Source organism: Burkholderia sp. AU45251 (assembly GCF_030482905.1).
Taxonomy (GTDB): domain Bacteria; phylum Pseudomonadota; class Gammaproteobacteria; order Burkholderiales; family Burkholderiaceae; genus Burkholderia; species Burkholderia aenigmatica.
The window spans coordinates 308,565-325,797 of record NZ_JAUJQH010000003.1 but is presented as its reverse complement, the minus strand read 5'-3'; the positions used below and the strand labels follow the sequence as shown (position 1 = coordinate 325,797).

The 17,233-nt window shown below is 66.3% G+C and carries 14 protein-coding genes; 5 read left to right on the top strand and 9 right to left on the bottom strand.

Annotation, left to right across the window (positions count from 1 at the left end; all coding sequences use genetic code 11):
* Nucleotides 1–425: 425 nt before the first annotated feature.
* Both QZM67_RS11185 and QZM67_RS11180 read right to left on the bottom strand, forming a co-directional pair.
* Nucleotides 426–1,970, bottom strand: coding sequence for a PAS domain-containing methyl-accepting chemotaxis protein (locus tag QZM67_RS11185; RefSeq protein WP_301802751.1), 1,545 nt, complete (start codon nt 1,968–1,970; stop codon nt 426–428).
* A 413-nt stretch (nt 1,971–2,383) separates the two neighbouring features.
* Nucleotides 2,384–3,928: a PAS domain-containing methyl-accepting chemotaxis protein gene (locus tag QZM67_RS11180; RefSeq protein ID WP_175022892.1), complete on the bottom strand. Its 1,545-nt coding sequence runs from the start codon at nt 3,926–3,928 to the stop codon at nt 2,384–2,386.
* 324 nt (nt 3,929–4,252) lie between these two features.
* Between QZM67_RS11180 and QZM67_RS11175 the strand changes: the two genes are divergently transcribed.
* The 3 genes from QZM67_RS11175 to QZM67_RS11165 all read left to right on the top strand — a co-directional run bounded on the left by QZM67_RS11175 (nt 4,253) and on the right by QZM67_RS11165 (nt 6,291).
* Nucleotides 4,253–5,110, top strand: a complete 858-nt coding sequence (locus QZM67_RS11175) for a class I SAM-dependent methyltransferase (RefSeq protein WP_301802747.1) — start codon at nt 4,253–4,255, stop codon at nt 5,108–5,110.
* Nucleotides 5,107–5,667 carry a GNAT family N-acetyltransferase gene (locus tag QZM67_RS11170; protein ID WP_301802746.1) on the top strand — a complete coding sequence of 187 codons (561 nt, stop codon included), beginning with the start codon at nt 5,107–5,109 and terminating at the stop codon, nt 5,665–5,667. The genes QZM67_RS11175 and QZM67_RS11170 overlap by 4 nt, the downstream gene beginning before the upstream one ends.
* A gap of 96 nt (nt 5,668–5,763) precedes the next feature.
* A complete protein-coding gene (locus QZM67_RS11165; protein WP_301802744.1) occupies nt 5,764–6,291 on the top strand; it encodes a DUF523 domain-containing protein in 528 nt (175 codons plus the stop codon).
* A gap of 89 nt (nt 6,292–6,380) precedes the next feature.
* Here the strand turns inward: QZM67_RS11165 and pcaF are convergent, their stop codons facing one another.
* Nucleotides 6,381–7,583, bottom strand: coding sequence for a 3-oxoadipyl-CoA thiolase (gene pcaF / locus QZM67_RS11160; protein ID WP_301802740.1), 1,203 nt, complete (start codon nt 7,581–7,583; stop codon nt 6,381–6,383).
* 261 nt (nt 7,584–7,844) lie between these two features.
* Between pcaF and QZM67_RS11155 the strand changes: the two genes are divergently transcribed.
* The gene (locus QZM67_RS11155; protein ID WP_043180969.1) at nt 7,845–8,633 is read left to right on the top strand and encodes an IclR family transcriptional regulator; all 789 of its coding nucleotides are present in this window, start codon (nt 7,845–7,847) and stop codon (nt 8,631–8,633) included.
* A 180-nt stretch (nt 8,634–8,813) separates the two neighbouring features.
* Here QZM67_RS11155 and QZM67_RS11150 read toward each other — a convergent pair whose 3' ends face one another.
* From QZM67_RS11150 to QZM67_RS11135, 4 genes are all read right to left on the bottom strand, one after another.
* Nucleotides 8,814–9,917: a YhcG family protein gene (locus tag QZM67_RS11150; protein ID WP_301802737.1), complete on the bottom strand. Its 1,104-nt coding sequence runs from the start codon at nt 9,915–9,917 to the stop codon at nt 8,814–8,816.
* A gap of 347 nt (nt 9,918–10,264) precedes the next feature.
* Nucleotides 10,265–11,386 (bottom strand): porin, encoded by a 1,122-nt coding sequence (locus QZM67_RS11145; RefSeq protein ID WP_301802732.1) that lies wholly within the window; start codon nt 11,384–11,386, stop codon nt 10,265–10,267.
* Nucleotides 11,387–11,426: 40 nt separating this feature from the next.
* Complete coding sequence (locus QZM67_RS11140; RefSeq protein ID WP_301802728.1) at nt 11,427–12,785, bottom strand: aromatic acid/H+ symport family MFS transporter; 1,359 nt, start codon at nt 12,783–12,785, stop codon at nt 11,427–11,429.
* A gap of 220 nt (nt 12,786–13,005) precedes the next feature.
* The gene (locus QZM67_RS11135; protein ID WP_301802726.1) at nt 13,006–13,986 is read right to left on the bottom strand and encodes an amidohydrolase family protein; all 981 of its coding nucleotides are present in this window, start codon (nt 13,984–13,986) and stop codon (nt 13,006–13,008) included.
* 142 nt (nt 13,987–14,128) lie between these two features.
* Between QZM67_RS11135 and QZM67_RS11130 the strand changes: the two genes are divergently transcribed.
* A complete protein-coding gene (locus QZM67_RS11130) occupies nt 14,129–15,076 on the top strand; it encodes a LysR family transcriptional regulator (RefSeq protein WP_301802723.1) in 948 nt (315 codons plus the stop codon).
* Between the two features lie 176 nt (nt 15,077–15,252).
* Here QZM67_RS11130 and QZM67_RS11125 read toward each other — a convergent pair whose 3' ends face one another.
* A complete protein-coding gene (locus QZM67_RS11125) occupies nt 15,253–16,368 on the bottom strand; it encodes a succinylglutamate desuccinylase/aspartoacylase family protein (protein ID WP_301802722.1) in 1,116 nt (371 codons plus the stop codon).
* Nucleotides 16,369–16,430: 62 nt separating this feature from the next.
* On the bottom strand, nt 16,431–17,204 hold the full coding sequence (locus tag QZM67_RS11120) for a transporter substrate-binding domain-containing protein (protein ID WP_301802720.1): 774 nt from the start codon (nt 17,202–17,204) through the stop codon (nt 16,431–16,433).
* Nucleotides 17,205–17,233: the final 29 nt, after the last annotated feature.

Genomic DNA, 17,233 nt, shown 5'->3' with positions numbered 1-17,233 from the left:
CGCGTCGAACATGCCCGCCCACTACATCGATAGTGTTTTCGACGCTGATTCGAGCGCAATTTCTCCGGCCGAACTGTCAAGGTTGTCGGTACGGTCGAGCGACATGCACAAGCGCTTTCCGATCATGGATACGGTATGGCTGATCGGACTGGCCGAACAAACCGAACTCGACGCGCAACAGCTTGCAACGCGACGAGCGGAAAACGTGATGGCGGTCCTGGATCAGCATTCGATCCGTGGCGAGAAAAGCGCCTTGGCTGGGAAAATTTTCAAATCGGACGAGCTCAACCAATCCGGGCGACGCGTCGAAGTGAACGTTGGTCCGGGATGCCCGGACCACTGTTGCCGAACCTCAATCCCGAACCCAAGGTGCAATGACGTAGACGGCCAGCGCAGCGCGGGTCGCCTACCTCCCGCACCACACATCACCGAAACACGTTCACCGCCTCCACCAGCCGCGTCGCCTGCTGCTTCAAACTCTCCGACGCCGCCGTGCTCTGCTCGACCAGCGCCGCGTTCTGCTGCGTGATGTTGTCCAGATGCACGACCGCCTGATCGACCTGCGCGACCCCCGTGCTCTGCTCGGCCGTCGACGAGCTGATCTCCGCGATCAGGTCCGACACGCGTTTTACCTGCGTGACGATGTCCTCCATCGTCTTGCCCGCGCCGTCGACGATCCGCGCGCCCGATTCGACCCGTTCGACGCTCGCGCCGATCAGCGTCTTGATCTCCTTGGCCGCGTTCGCGCTGCGCTGCGCGAGCGCCCGCACCTCGCCCGCAACCACCGCGAAACCGCGCCCCTGATCGCCGGCCCGCGCGGCCTCCACCGCCGCGTTCAGCGCAAGGATGTTGGTCTGGAACGCGATGCCGTCGATCACGCCGATGATGTCGGCGATCTTGCGCGAACTCGCGGTGATGTCGTTCATCGTCGTGACGACCTCGCCCACCGCCTGCCCGCCGCGCTCGGCCGCGTCGCTCGCCGACACCGACAACTGATTCGCCTGCAGCGCCGTTTCCGCGTTGCTCGACACGGTCGCCGTCATTTCGGCCATCGACGCGGCCGTCTGCTGCACGCTCGTCGACGCCTGCTCGGTGCGCGCGCTCAGATCATTGTTGCCCTGCGCGATCTCATTGCTCGCGCGCTGCACGTTCAGCACCTGTTCGCTGACATCGTCGACGAGCCAGCGGAACATCAGCCCGAGCTGGTTGATCGTGCGCAGCGTCATGCCGATCTCGTCGACGCGGTTCATCGCCACGCCGCTGCGGCTTTCGCCGGTCGCGACGCGCAACGCCTGGTCGCGCAACTGCATCAGCGGCCGTGCGATCTGCGCATCGAGCCACAGGCCCGCCGCCGCCGCGGCACCGGCCGCCACTGCCGCGAAAGCGGCGAGCGCGCCGCCCTGCAGGCCGCATGCCCAGCCGCCGGCCACCACCACTGGCGCGAGCACGCACAGCGACGCATGGAGCCGTGCGCGCACCGACATCGTCTGGAACAGCGACATGAAGCCGGTCAAGCCCTTGCGGACAATCAACCCCTTGTGGAAATGCCGGTTGCCGGCGTTGCCTTCGCGGAACGCCTTGTAGAGCGCCTCGGCAGCGGCGATCTCGTCGCGCGACGCCTTCGTGCGCACCGACATGTAGCCGGTCGGCTGCCCGTTGCGCATCACCGGCACCGTATTCGAGCGCACCCAGTAGTGATCGCCGTTCTTGCGGCGGTTCTTCACGAGCGCGGTCCACGGCTCGCCGCCCTTGAGCGTCGCCCACATGTCGGCGAACGCCTCCTTCGGCATGTCCGGGTGCCGTACCACGTTGTGCGGCTGGCCTTCGATCTCTTCGGGGGAAAATCCGCTGACCTGGATGAATGCCGCGTTCGCGTAGGCAATGTAGCTGTTCGCGTCGGTGGTCGACATCAGCGTCGCGTCGTCGGGAAAATCGAATTCGCGTTGCGTGACGGGCTGGTTGTTGCGCATGGTGTGGAGCTCCGGGTAGCGGATCTTGCGCCCGCTTGTCGATTGATTCTCGACCCCGCGCATTGCGGCCGATCCGCATGCGCATTGGTCTGACTCCTGCGCTTTCGGCAAATTCGGCGAAAACATTATGCCGTATTCGGGTAAATATGCATTAAAAATGCATCATCTTGTTTTTACCAAACAATTCGTTTATGGATGAAACCAAACACCAGGCCGGGAAACGGTTTGCCGGCCACTCATCAAATTATTCCTGACTTGATCATCCCGACTCGATTCAACGCATCGACACAAAATCCTAAATACGAATATTTCTCGTTTGGCTCAATGTGCTTGAATCGAAAAGCCTGAATGCGCATCGCGCTTCAAACAGGATGCAACGCTTGGGCGCGCACATCGTATGCGCGCCCCGACGATCACCGGAACACGTTCACCGCATCCACGAGACGCGTCGCCTGCTGCTTCAGGCTCTCCGACGCCGCCGTGCTCTGCTCGACCAGCGCCGCGTTCTGCTGCGTGATGTTGTCCAGATGCACGACCGCCTGGTCGACCTGCGACACGCCGGTGCTCTGCTCGGCCGTTGACGAGCTGATCTCCGCGATCAGGTCCGACACGCGTTTCACCTGCGCGACGATGTCCTCCATCGTCTTGCCCGCCTCGTCCACGCGCCGCGCGCCCGACTCGACGCGGTCGACGCTCGCGCCGATCAGCGTCTTGATCTCCTTGGCCGCGTTCGCGCTGCGCTGCGCGAGCGCCCGCACCTCGCCGGCGACCACCGCGAAGCCGCGCCCCTGTTCGCCCGCACGTGCCGCCTCCACCGCCGCGTTCAATGCAAGGATGTTGGTCTGGAACGCGATGCCGTCGATCACGCCGATGATGTCGGCGATCTTGCGCGAGCTGGCGGTGATGTCGCTCATCGTCGTGACGACCTCGCCCACCGCCTGCCCGCCGCGCCCGGCCGCCTCGCTGGCCGACATCGCGAGCTGGTTCGCCTGCAGCGCCGTCTCCGCGTTGCTGTCGACGGTCGCCGTCATCTCGGCCATCGACGCGGCCGTCTCCTGCACGCTCGACGCGGCCTGCTCGGTGCGCGCGCTCAGGTCGTTGTTGCCCTGCGCGATCTCGTTGCTCGCGCGCTGCACGTTGTGCACCTGCTCGCTGACGTCGTCGACGAGCCAGCGGAACATCAGCCCGAGCTGGTTGATCGTGCGCAGCGTCATGCCGATCTCGTCGACGCGGTTCATCCGCACGCCGCGCCGGCTTTCGCCGGTCGCGACGTTCAGCGCCTGGTCGTGCAGCCGCTTCAGCGGACGCACGATCTGCGCATCGAGCCACAGGCCGGCCGCCGCCGCCAAGCCGACCGTCGCCGCGGCAAATATCGCGAGCCCGCCGCCGGCCAGTCCGCATGCCCAGCCCGCGCCGACGACCGCCGGCGCGAGCACGCACAGCGCCGAATGCACGCGCGCGCGCACCGACATCGTCTGCGACAGCGACGCGATGCGCAGCAGGCCCGTGCGGATCACCAGCCCCTTGTGGAACCGGCGCTGGCCGGCCTTGCCTTCACGAAATACCTTGTAGAGCGCCTCGGCGGCGACGGTCTCGTCGTGCGGCGCCTTCGTGCGCACCGACATGTAGCCCTGTGGCTCGCCATTGCGCATGACGGGAATCGCGTTCGCACGCACCCAGTAGTGGTCGCCGTTCTTGCGGCGGTTCTTCACGAGCGCGGTCCACGGCTCGCCGCGCCTGAGCGTCGCCCACATGTCGGCAAACGCTTCGCGCGGCATGTCCGGGTGGCGCACCACGTTGTGCGGCTGGCCGACGAGTTCCTCGTTCGTGAAGCCGCTCACCTGCGCGAACGTCGTGTTGGCGTAGGTGATGATGCTGTCTGCATCGGTCGTCGACATCAGCGTGACGTCGTCGGGAAAATCGAATTCCTGTTGAGTGACGGGCTGGTTATTGCGCATGCAAGGCTCCGAAAGGCGGATCTGTTGTCCGCGCCGCGCTGAAATCACGCTCAGTAGCCGAAAAACGGTTTATCGCTTTACGACGGTCTTCATCTAGCTGTCGGCACATTGGGGAAAAACCTTACCCTTTTCTCGAGTAAAATATTCAATTCTGCCGCCGCCATGATTTCGATCAAATCATTCTGAAATAATCGCCGCGCGCGTTCATCCGCCTGTCATGCCACGCAGCTCGAACCCGCCGGGCGGCATTGCAATGCCGTCTGTCGTTGCATTCGGCGCAACAATTCCATCTATCCCGCTCCATTCACCCGGCATTCGAATTCAATGAAAAAGGCATGGCACGAACTGAACCGGCTGTCCTGGAATAGGGCGACAGTCGCGCATAACAGTCATAAAGGCGATCAGGCCGCGTTTTTCCGCGAAGGCGGCTCGACGCTCTTTCCGGAAGAACGCGAGCTGCTCGGCAACGTCACCGGGCTGCGGCTCCTGCACCTGCAGTGCAACGCGGGGCAGGACACGCTGAGTCTCGTGCGCGACGGCGCGCATGCGACGGGCATCGACATTTCCGACGAAGCGATCGCCTTCGCCCGGCAACTGTCGGCCGACGCGGGCCTGCCCGCGCGTTTCGAGCGCGCCGACGTGCTCGACTGGATGCCCGAGGCTGCCGCGCGCGGCGAGCGCTTCGATCGCGTGTTCACGTCGTACGGCGCGATCTGCTGGCTGTCCGACCTGAACGCGTGGGCGCGCGGGATCGCCGCGCTGCTTGCGCCGGGCGGCCGTTTCGCGATGGTCGAGTTTCATCCGTTCGCGCTGTATTTCGACGAACACTGGGCGCCGCGCTACGACTATTTCAAGACCGACGCGACCGAGGAGCCGGCGGGCGTCGGCGATTACGTCGCCGCATCCGGCACGGGGCTCGGCGCGCAGTACGACCATCCGGGCGTCGTCGATTTCGCGAACCCGCATCCGAGCTACGCGTTCATGTGGGGCATCGGCGAGGTCGTGAACGCACTCGTGTCGGCCGGGCTCGCGATCGACCGCCTGACCGAATATCCGTATGCGAACGGCTGGAAGGGCTTCGATGGCATGCGTGAGCTGGACGGCCACCGGATGGTGCCGCCCGATCACCTGCCGCGCCTGCCGCTGATGTATGCGATCGCCGCGCACCGGGCGGCCGCATGACGCGCCGCACCGCCGCCGAACGCGACGCGCTTTGCCCACGCCCGCTCGCACGCGACGAGGTGCCGCTCGTGTGGACCATCGACCGGCGCGAGATCATCGAGCACCTGTATGTGCTGCGCGACGGCGCGCTGCATCTCGTGCCCGAGTTCTACGACGTCCGTGGCTGGCCGGATGGCGAAGCCGACCACTACACGCCGATCCTGCTCGACTGTCACGATCGCGGCGGCTGGTGCGTCGGCATGTTCGACGGCGCACGACTCGTCGCAGCGGTGGTCGTCGACAGCCAGCCGCTCGGCCCGCACCGCGACATGCTGCAGCTGAAGTTCCTGCACGTGAGCCACGACTGGCGCGGCTGCGGGCTCGGCGAGCAGCTCTACCGCGCGGCCCGTGAGCAGGCGCGCGCGATGGGCGCCGCACGCCTGTATGTATCCGCGACACCGTCGCAGCGCACGATCGACTTCTACCTGCGGCTCGGCTTCACGGTCAGCGCATCGCCCGACCCGGCGCTGTACGCGCTCGAGCCCGAAGACATTCATCTGGAAAGCCCGGCGGCCTGACGCACCGGCACGCGGGTGACGCGTAGAATTTCCCGCTTTGCCACCGCCGCCATCAGCCATCAGCCATCGGCCATCGCGGCATCACGGAGAGCGAAATTGCAGAACGAAGCGCAGCCGCCAGCCATGCCGAAGATCCTCGTCAGCATGTGCGTGGTCGGTCATCCGGTCCGTTACAACGGCTCGGCCAAGACTGCCGCGCACGACGCGCTCGAACGGTGGCAACGCGAAGGGTGCCTCGTGCCCGTCTGCCCCGAACTGGCCGGCGGCTTCAGCGTGCCGCGCCCGCCCGCCGAAATCGCCGGCGGCGAATCGGGGCAGCGAGTGCTGTCGGGCGCCGCGCGCATCGTCGACGTGAACGGAACGGACGTGACGGCGCCGTTCGTATCGGGTGCGCACACCGCACTGGCACTCGCGCGCACGCACGATTGCCGCTTCGCGATCCTGGCCGACGGCAGTCCGTCGTGCGGCAGCACGTTCATTTATGACGGGAGCTTCGAGAACCGGCGGCACGCGGGCGCCGGTGTCACGGCGGCATTGCTGCGCGAGCACGGCATCGAAGTGTTCGCGGACACCGAGATCGACGCGCTCGAGGCGCGCCTCGCGCAGTTGTCGCAGGCCGGTTAACGACAATGCGCGGCACGAGAATCCTCGTGCCGCGCATCGTTTCGTATATGGCGAAGCGGTAACCGTGCCGCTTCGCCGCGAGACGCGGATCAGACGCGTTCGATCGCGATCGCGATGCCCTGGCCGACGCCGATGCACATCGTGCACAGCGCAAAGCGGCCGTTCGTGCGATGCAGCTGGTACATCGCGGTCGTCACGAGACGCGCACCCGATGCGCCGAGCGGATGGCCCAGTGCAATCGCGCCGCCGTTCGGGTTCACGCGCGGATCGTCGTCGGCGACGCCGAGCATTCGCAGCACCGCGAGACCTTGCGAGGCGAACGCCTCGTTCAGCTCGATCACGTCGAACTGGTCGATCGTCATCCCGAGCCGGGCGAGCAGCTTCTGCGTGGCCGGCGCGGGGCCGATGCCCATCACGCGCGGTGCGACGCCGGCCGTCGCGATGCCCAGCACGCGGGCGCGCGGCGTCAGGCCGAAGCGCTTCGCGGTTGCTTCGTTCGCGAGCAGCAGCGCGGCGGCGCCGTCGTTGACGCCCGACGCGTTGCCGGCCGTCACCGAGCCGTCCGGGCGCACGACACCCTTGAGCTTGGCCAGCGTTTCAAGCGACGTCTCGCGCGGATGCTCGTCGCGCGACACGATCACCGGATCGCCCTTCTTCTGCGGAATCGCGACCGACACGATTTCCTCGGCGAGCGTGCCGTCCTGCTGCGCACGCGCGGCCTTCTGCTGGCTGCGCAGCGCGAACAGATCCTGGTCGGCGCGGCTGATGTTGTAGTCGACCGCGACGTTCTCGGCCGTCTCGGGCATCGAATCGACGCCGTGCAGCTGTTTCATCAGCGGATTGACGAAGCGCCAGCCGATCGTCGTATCGTAGATGTCGGCCTGGCGCGCGAACGCGCTCGCGGCCTTGCCCATCACGAACGGCGCGCGCGTCATGCTCTCGACGCCGCCCGCGATCATCAGCGCGGCCTCGCCGGACTTGATCGCACGGGCGGCCACGCCCACCGCATCCATCCCGGAACCGCACAGGCGGTTGATCGTCGAACCCGGCACGCCCTGCGGCAGCCCGGCGAGCAGCGCCGACATGCGCGCGACGTTACGGTTGTCCTCGCCGGCCTGGTTCGCGCAGCCGTAGATCACGTCGTCGATCGCCGTCCAGTCGACGTCGCGGTTGCGCTCGACGAGCGCCTTGAGCGGCACCGCGCCCAGGTCGTCGGCGCGCACGCCGGACAGTGCACCGCCGTAACGCCCGATCGGCGTACGGATCGCATCACACAGAAAAGCTTCGGTCATCAGTGTCTCCTGTCAGCCTTCGCGGGCGCGCGGGCGCCGGCTTCGGCCACATGCAAGGCTGGGAAATGAACAGGGCGCGCCCCTTGCATTGCCCGCCGGGATGCGCTTAAATGTTCTATATACGAACATAAGATCGTGTATCGAACGTTCAACGCATCATAGGGAGTGCGGGGACGACCTGTCAAGCGCCCGGTCCACCGGGCGGTTGGCGTGTCAGGCCCCATGCGCTATCTTCTCGGCTGCACGATATTCCCATCGCTCATGACAACCGAAGACACTCAGACGAAACCCGGCGACTCCTATGTCCAGTCGTTCGCGCGCGGCCTCGCGGTGATCCGCGCGTTCGACGCGGCCCGTCCGGAGCAGACGCTCACCGAGGTCGCCTCGGCCACCGGGCTCACGCGCGCGGGCGCGCGCCGGATCCTGCTTACGCTGCAGACGCTCGGCTACGTCGAGGCCGACGGCCGGCTGTTCCGGCTCACGCCGAAGATCCTCGAGCTCGGCTTCGCGTACCTGACGTCGATGCCGTTCTGGAATCTCGCCGATCCCGTCATGGAGCAGCTGTCCGCGCAGATCCACGAAAGCTGCTCGGCGGCCGTGCTCGACCGCACCGAGATCGTCTACGTGCTGCGCGTGCCGACCCGCAAGATCATGACGATCAACCTGTCGATCGGCAGCCGGCTGCCCGCGTACTGCACGTCGATGGGCCGCGTGCTGCTGTCCGCGCTCGACGATGCCGCACTCGACGAAACACTCGCACAAAGCGGCATCCGCGCGCACACGCCGCGCACGATCACCGACCTCGGCGAACTGAAGGCGGCGATCGCACAGGTGCGCCAGCAGGGCTGGGCCGTGGTCGACCAGGAACTCGAAGTGGGGCTGATGTCGTTGTCCGCCCCGATCCGCAACCGGCGCGGGCAGATCATCGCGGCGATGAACATCAGCGGCAACGCGCAACGGCATACCGCGAAGCAGATGGTGAAGGAGTTTCTCGGGCCGCTGCAGCAGGCCGCGCAGACAGTGTCGGAGCTGGTGGCACGGCGGGGGTGAGTACAAGCTGTCACGCTCGGTGACGATGAAGCCGTTGCCGCCCCGCTGGTTCTTCGACATGGGCGAAGCGGCACCGCCGACCGGCATCGTCGTCAGCGCCGAGCCCGCAAAGATGGCGTTTCGATGCGGATCGATACCCTCCACCAGGCCAACACGGCCTGGCCGCATCGGAGCGCGCCACTATCGCCGCAACGGCCTGACGCGAGACTCCAGCATGCGCCGTGTGTTCTCCAATTCTCGTTGCAACAAGTCGGCATCCGGCAGCATGGTTCGATAGTTTGCTGCCATGACCTTGGTGGGCAAGCCCTCCAGCGCATACCGCGCAAGTGCATGCCCCTTGTCGGCGCAGAGGATCAGGCCCACCGGCGGGTTCTCGTCCGGAAGCGTCCAGTGCGCCTTGGCGTAGTTGCAATACAGGTGCATCTGGCCCACGTCCGCATGGGTCAGGCTGCCGAGCTTCAAGTCGACGATGACAAGACAGCGCAGCCGGCGATGGAAGAACAGCAAGTCCACCCGATACCAGGTCTGGTCGATACGCAACCGGCGCTGACGCCCGACAAAGGCAAACCCCTCGCCAAGCTCGATCAGAAGATCTTCCAGCCGCTCGATCAGCGCACTTTCGAGGTCGGACTCCGAGTACTCGTCCTTGAGGTCCAGAAATTCCAGCACATAAGGGTCCTTGATCGCGTCGCCGGGCGTGACGGTGTCCTCCGGCTTGCCTTTCTCGCCCTTAACCAGCATCGCGGCCTTGTCCCGGGACAGCGCCGTGCGTTCGTAGAACTGGCTGCCGATCTGCCTGTCGAGCTGGCGCACGCTCCATCCACCCCGCAGGGCTTCGGTCTCGTAGAACCGACGGGCCTGATCGTCCTTCACTGACAGCAGCCGAACATAGGCCGACCACGGCAGCGTGAAACACTGCGCCAGTTCGTCGAGCCTCGTCGGGTGTACCGGTGCCGGGGAAAATTCGCCAGACACTGTCTGGCGAATTGGCCAAGTCAGGAAGAACGACCGCATCTGCTGCAAGTTCTGGCGACTGAAACCGCGACCGAACCGTCCAGTGAGGTCGCTCGCCAGCCGCTCGATCAACTGCTCGCCGTATCCTGCTCGCCGCCGCCCCTGCTGCTCGGCCTCGACGATGCGGCGACCAATTTCCCAATAGCTCGCCGTCATCAGCGCATTGACTTTGCGGGCCGCCGCATGGCGCGCGGCCTCGAGCAATTCGACAATGCCACTATGGACGCCGGCATAGCCGGCCGGCTCGACTGCTCTCTTCGCGGTTGTCATACAAAGCGTCCTGCCGCCCATGCGGTCACCTCCGCGGAACACGAAGGTGACCGCGCCACACAATTTAGTGACGGGGCAAGACCCGGTCTATCTGACACGAACGAAATTGCGCTGCACCTGTAGGACACCATACCGCTCACACGCCAAGCACCGTACTCGTTCGCGCCAGCACCGTGCGCGTCACGCAGTCGAGCGGCGCGCGCTTGCCGCGACTCACGCCACCTCGGCGAACACATCAGCGTCACGTTCCGCATGTTCAGCAGGTGGGACACACGGTATTAGAACGGGAGGCAACACGCGGTTGAGTGAGCGCCGGATACCCACCCTCGATCGCAACTAGCCCCCCCTCAAAACAGATGATGAATCCCGGCCACGATCGCGAGCTGCCGCTGCGTGCCCGACGCGCCGATCGCGAAGATCGCGGCGCGCGCCGCCGCACTTCCCGTCGCCTGCTGCGCAACCGCATGCAGGTACACTTGCGTGCGCTTCGACAACGCATATACGTCCCCGAGCGAAGCTGACAGATAGCGGCGGCCGATGAACGACGTCGTCGACATCCCGCCGGCCACCGCATTGGCCGGCGTCGCCTGCCACGTGGCGCCGGCGTCGAACGTGCGATACGAATCCGCCCGCGCGCCGGCCCTCAGCCGCACGTAGGTGTACAGCGCGTGCAGCCGCACGTTGCCCCAGTCGTAGCGTGCGCCGATGCCCGCGTTCTCGATCTTGTCCGCCACGTACGACAGTGCCGGGCGCCCCTGGAAAGTCGACAGGCCGAGGCCCGCGGTCGTATCACCGAGCATCGGGCCGAGCGCGCGGTCGTGTTCGTTGACGTAAGCCGCGGCGAGCCCGAACGATCCGTTCACGTAATCGATCCCCGCCCCCGCGATACGTCCGCTCGAAAAATTGCCTGGCACGCCGCCGAGTCCGAGCAGCAACCCGACCCTCAACCCGTACAGCGCAGGCGAACGGTACTTCACGACGTTGCTCTCCTGCGCCGACGTCGTTTCGACGAGCCCGTCGAGGTTGCCCGGGTGGGCCGCGAGCAGGTTCGACGACTGAAAGCCGTTGCCCATCGGCGCGAGCCAGTCGTAGTTGAACGCGGTCTGCTGGCCGAGCGTGATCGTTCCGGCCCGCTCCGACGACAGCCCGACGTACGCCTGCCGGTTGAACAGCGTGCCGCTGCGCATCATCGCGCCCGTGTTGGTCGCGAAGCCGTTCTCGAGCCGGAACACGGCACGCCAGTCGGCGCCAAGATCCTCGTTGCCGAGAAAGCCGATGCGGTCGGGCTGCATCACGCCCTGCAGCATCGCGGCCTGCGGGCTGCCCGCGCGATTGTTCACATACCCGACGCCGGCATCCAGGCTGCCGTACAGCGTCACGCTGCTCTGTGCATGGGCGGCGCTTGCAGCCGCCGCATTCAATACCGCGAAAGTCATCGCCGCGCGGCGGCGGCGTGCCGACGTCTGCATCGGGGTCTCCTCGTTGTATGGGGAATGCGCTCGCTCGCGCTTATTCGACGGCTTTCGCATAGCCGCCCGCGTGGCCGTAACGCTGCCCCATCGCACCGATCGCGACTGCGGCACAGACAATCGGCACGATCAGCATCATGAAGACGCCCGACAGCCCCATCGCGCTCGCCATCACCAGCGCGCCGACGAATGAGCCCGCGATCGCGCCGAGCCGGCCGACACCGAGCGCCCAGCTCACGCCCGTTACACGGCTGCCGGTCGGATAGAAATCGGCCGCGAGCGCATTGGCCCCGGTTTGCGAGCCGGCGACGCCGAAACCGATCCCGAAGATGCCGATGCACAGCGACGTCAGGTCGTCGTAGCGCCACGCGACGAGGAACACGCACAGCGCACCGGCGAGATAGGCGGCCACCAGCACCGCGTAAGCGTTGAAGCGATCCATCGCGCGCCCGATCAGGATCGCGCCGACCGTGCCGCCCAGTTGGAACATCGCGGTGACAATCGCCGCCTGCGCGAGATCGAAGCCCGCTTCCCGAAACAGGCTCGGCAGCCAGTTGGTGACGAGATAGACGATCAGCAGGTTCATCCAGAACGCACACCACAGCGCGACCGTGCCGAACCGCAACGGCCGCGCGAACAGTTGCGACACGGGCGAGCGCGCCGCGACGCCCGCCGGCTCGTCCGCGACGAAGCGCTGCGCGCCATCACATGCATCAGGCGCATCGGGCGACATGCGGCGCAACACGGCCGCGACCTGCGCGGCCGGCGCGCGTCGATGAATCAGGAAGCGGATTGATTCGGGCAGCGCGGCGAGCATCACGAACCCGAGCGCAATCGGCAGCACGCCGCCGATGACGAACATCGCATGCCAGCCGTAACGCGGAATCACGTGTGCGGCGATGAACCCCGCCGCCGCGGAGCCGAACGTGAAGCCGCAGAACATCGTCGTGACGACCAGCGCGCGGCGCGCGCGCGGGCTGTACTCGGACGTCATCGCGATCGCGTTCGGCATCGCCGCTCCGAGGCCGACGCCGGTCAGGAAACGCAGCGCCGTGAGCGAATGAATCTCAGGTGTGACCGCACACAACGTGCTGAACAGGCCGAACGACAGTACCGAGCCGACCAGCAGGCGCTTGCGGCCGAGCCGGTCGCCGAGCGGCCCGGCGAAGAACGCGCCGACCGCGAGGCCGACCAGCCCGGACGCCAGCAGCAGCGTGATGCCGGTCGTGCCGGCATGCCAGTCGCTGCGCAATGCGGGCACCACGAACCCGATCAGCGCGGTGTCGAGCCCGTCGAGCGCGACCACGGCAAAGCACTGCAAGGCAATCGCCAGCTGAAAACGTGAGAACGGCAGCGCGTCGATCCAGCGCTGCACATCGAATGCGGGAGTAGGTTGCACGAGGGTGTCTCCTTCGTCTTATCCTGGCCGGACGGCCCGCGCCGGTCCTGTGCATCAGGTACGGCGGACGATGCGGCACGCTCGTCTGCTGCGGCCGTTGCCGATCGTCCCGTTCAATATCAATGACTCGTTCGTACTGCGAATTCGAATCGATGCCGTCGAACCACGCGCCGCCACGAATCGCCGGATTGTTCCGACGAATCGGCGGCACCCGCTCCGCTCAGTCCAGCCGGAACAGCCGCTTCGCGTTGTCCCGCCCGATCTTCTCCCGGTCGTTGTCGCCGATCTCCGCGCCATCGAACCACGCGCTCGCCTCCTCCATCGATTCGAACGGATAGTCAGCCGAGAACAGCACGCGGTCGCTGCCGATCTCGTCGATCGCATTGCGCATCGCGATCGTGCGGAAATTGCCGCTCGTCGTGACGTAGAAATGCGCGCGGAACGTATCGATGAAGGATCGCTTCGCCTTCACGCCCATCGGGTTCTTGCCGTTCGGGGATGCCCAGTGCGACGTGCGCCAGATGTTGTGCAGCGCAAGCTCGCCGAGATGACCGAGGATCACGGCCAGGTTCGGGTACTCGTCGAACAGGCCGCTGCCGATCAGGCGAAGCGCGTGCACACCCGTTTCGCGTGAAAACTCCCACGCCGGCCCCATCAGCCACGGATGGCCTTCGATCGCCAGCTGCTGGCTCGGCAGCGGATTGCGCGGGTGCAGGTAGAACGGCACGTCGAGCCGCGCGACCTCGGCCCAGAACGGCCGGAATTGCGGCAAGTCGTAGTAGGTCGCGTTGTCGGCGTGGCCGATCTGCGAGAAGCCGTTGACGAGCGCGCCCTTGAAACCGAGTTCGGTCACCGTACGCGCCAGCTCGCGCGCGGCGGCGTCCGGATCCTGCAGCGGCAGCGCCGCGAACGCGCCGAAGCGGTCCGGCCGGCGTGCGACCTGTTCGGCCAGCAGGTCGTTCGCGCGCCGCGCGACGTCGATCGCGCGGCCCGTGTCGGTGATCGCCTGGACGGCCGGTGCGTTCAGCGACAGGATCGTGTAGCCAATCCCGCACGCATCCATGCGCTCGACGCGCTCCTCCTGCACGTCGAGCAGCTGACGGCGTCGCGCTGGCCAGATGTCGGCGGTAAAGTAGTGTTCGGAATCGCCGATCGTGTCCGGCGTGGCAAAGTGCTCCTCGAGTGCGATCTTGTCCCGCATGCTGCCTCCTGTGATATCCGGGCTGCCGCGCCACCGTGGCGCGGCGTATCGGAACCAGCATAGGAGCGCCGCGGCGCCCTGTTAAATTGCGGCGTTGAATACCGTCATTCACGGCATCTATGCCCGCCTACCGACCGACGCGATGGAACACGACCCCGACCTGCGCAACATCGACCTGAACCTGCTGCTCGTGTTCGACGTGCTGTACCGCACCCGCAGCACGACGCGCGCGGCCGACGCGCTGCACCTCACGCAGCCGTCGGTCAGCAACGCGCTGAAGCGGCTGCGCACCCTGTTCGACGACGCGCTGTTCGTGAAGACGGCCGACGGCATGCAGCCCACGCCGCGCGCGGACGCGATCGCGGCACGCGTCGACGAAGGGCTCGCATCGCTGCGCACCGCGCTGCAGGCCGGCCGCGCATTCGACCCGGCCACGTCGACCCGCACCTTCCGGCTGTACACGAGCGATCTCGGGCAGGCGATCTTCATGCCGCCGCTCGTCGCGCACCTGCGCCAGGTCGCGCCCGGCATCCGGATCGTCACGGCCGATCCGCCGCTGGATGCCGCGCAGCAGATGATGAAGCTCGGACAGATCGACCTCGCGCTCGGCATGTTCACCGGACTGCATGCCAACTTCCATCAGCAGCGGCTGTTCCACGAAACCTACGTGGCGCTCGTGCGCAACGACCATCCGACGATCGGCGCGACACTCACCGCCGAGCAGTTCTTCGCGGCCGACCATGTGAGCTACACGCCCACGGCCGGCAGCCACGCGTACTTCGAAGCGGCGCTTTACGCGCTGTCGCCGCATGCCGGCAGCACGCGCCATGTCGTGCTGCAGCTCGCACATTCGTTCGGACTGGAACGCATCGTGTCGTCGAGCGACCTCATCGCGTGCATTCCGAGCCGCCTCGCCCGCGAGCTGGCGCGACTGCAGGACGTACGCGCCGTACCGTTGCCGTTCGACACGGCGCCGGCCGACATCGCTCAGTTCTGGCATGAACGCTACCAGCGCGACGAAGGGCATCAGTGGTTGCGCACGCTCGTCTACGACCTGTTTCACGACCTTCGCCACAGTGCGTTGCCGTAGACGCCCCGAAAAAAAACGGGCAGCCCAGGGCTGCCCGTATCAACTCCACTTGGTTACAACGTTCTTCTCACGGAACACGGAGCGAACCCCGCGCCGCACAATTTAGTGACGCACGGAAACACGGTCAATTTGACAAGAACGAAACTGCGTCGCACACCGGTAGGACACCGCGCCGCTCACGCGCCGAGCAACATCCCCTTGCGCACCGGCACCGTGCCCGTCACGCGGCCGAGCGGCGCGCCGGCCGTCACGAACCGAATCGCGCGACGCATGTAGAACACGCCGTCGGTCCCGCTCGAGATCGTCGTGATCGCATCCGTCAGCGGATCGACGATGTCGAACAGCGGATCGCCGGCGCGGATCGTCGCGCCGATCGCCGCGCGGTGCACGAGTATTCCGCTCACCGGAGCATAGAACTGCTCGCTGCCCGCGAGCGGCGTGGCCGGCGCGGCGAGCGGCGGTAACGGCTTGCGTTCGCCGTGCACCGCACCGCGCCATACGAGATAGTCGACGAGCGCATCGGCATCGCGCTCCGCGTATTCGTACGTCACGTCGCGCTGGCCGCGGCACTCGACCGTCACGGCCACGGTACCGGCCGCCATCGGCGTGCCCGCCGGCAAGTGCTGCCGCAACTGCGACCACAGCAGATGATGCGCATCGTCGAACGCGTGCCCGCCCGAATCCTCGGCGAGCAGCGACACCTCCGAGCCAAGATAACGCGCGAGCGGCTCGACTTCCGGCCATGCGGTATCGCTCGTGTACACGTGCATCACCGCTTCGAGCGAACAATGCAGGTCGATCACGACCTCGGCGTCGAGCGACAGCTTCAGCAGCGCGAGCTGCAGCGCGTCGAACTCGGTGCGCGGTGCGATCTCGTCGAGCGCCGCGCCCACGCATTCGCGCACGATCGCGCGATTGCGTTCGCCGTCGTCGCCGAGCCTGTCGCGCGCACGCGCGGCGATTTCCGCGAGCGGCAGGAAGCCGCGATTGAAATTGCGGCCGCTCGCGAGGTCGAAACGACCGATGAAATGCCCGAACAGATGGTGATTGAGACCGACCGGGTTCGCGACCGGCACGAGCACGATCTCGGCCGCGAGCCGGCCTTCGGCATCGAGCTGCGCGAGACGCTGCTTCAGCACGAACGCCGCGAGCATCGCGGGCGTCTCGTCCGCGTGCAGCGCGGCCTGGAGGTAGATCTTGCGGCCGGCGTCAGCCGGCCCGAAATGAAAGCTCGTCAGCGTGCGCTGCGTGCCGATCGACGGCGACAGGAGCGGCGTGGTGCGAATCTGCATTGATGATCTCGAACGAAATGAAGACAAAAAAAGGGGGGGGGAACGGCGGAGAGACTCGACGCTCAGTCGCCGTACGGGTTGAAGTCGAAATACTGCTTCGCGATCCGGTCGTACGTGCCGTCCTTCAGCATCGACGCGATCGCGCCGTCGATCGACGCCTTGAGCGCCGTATCGGACTGCCGCATGCCGATGCCGACGCCACGATCGCCCATGTCGAGCGGTGCGCCGACGAACGCGAAGCCCTTGCCCTTCGGCGTGCGCAGGAAGCCGTAGTCGGCTTCCACGGTGCCGAGCAGCGCCGCGTCGAGGCGGCCGTTGACGAGATCGGCGAACACGTCGTCCTGGCTCTTGTACGGCACCACGCTGACGCCGGCCGGCGCCCAGTGCGCGAGCGCCCACGATTCGAACTGCGTGCCCGACTGCACGCCGACGCGCTTGCCGGCCAACGATGCGGTCGTGCTGTCGACGCCGCTCCCGGGCCGTGCGACGAGCCGCGACTTGAAGCGGAACAGTTTCGACGAGAACAGGATCTGCTTCTCGCGCTTCTCGGTGATCGCCATCGACGACAGGATCGCGTCGATCTTGCGCGCCTGCAGCGCCGGAATCATCCCGGAGAATTCGAGCTCGACCCACTGGCAGCGCAACTGCGCGCGGCGGCAGATCTCGTTGCCGAGATCGACGTCGAAGCCCTTCAGGCTGCCGTCGGGCGCCTTCGAATCCATCGGCGGATAGGTCGGATCGATGCCAAGGCGCACGGGGCGCGCATCGAGTGCGTGCGCGACGCCGGCCGCGAACGCAAGGCATAAGGAGACAAGCGGAAGGAAGGTGCGTTTCATGGTCGACGAAGGACGGGACGATGGGCAAA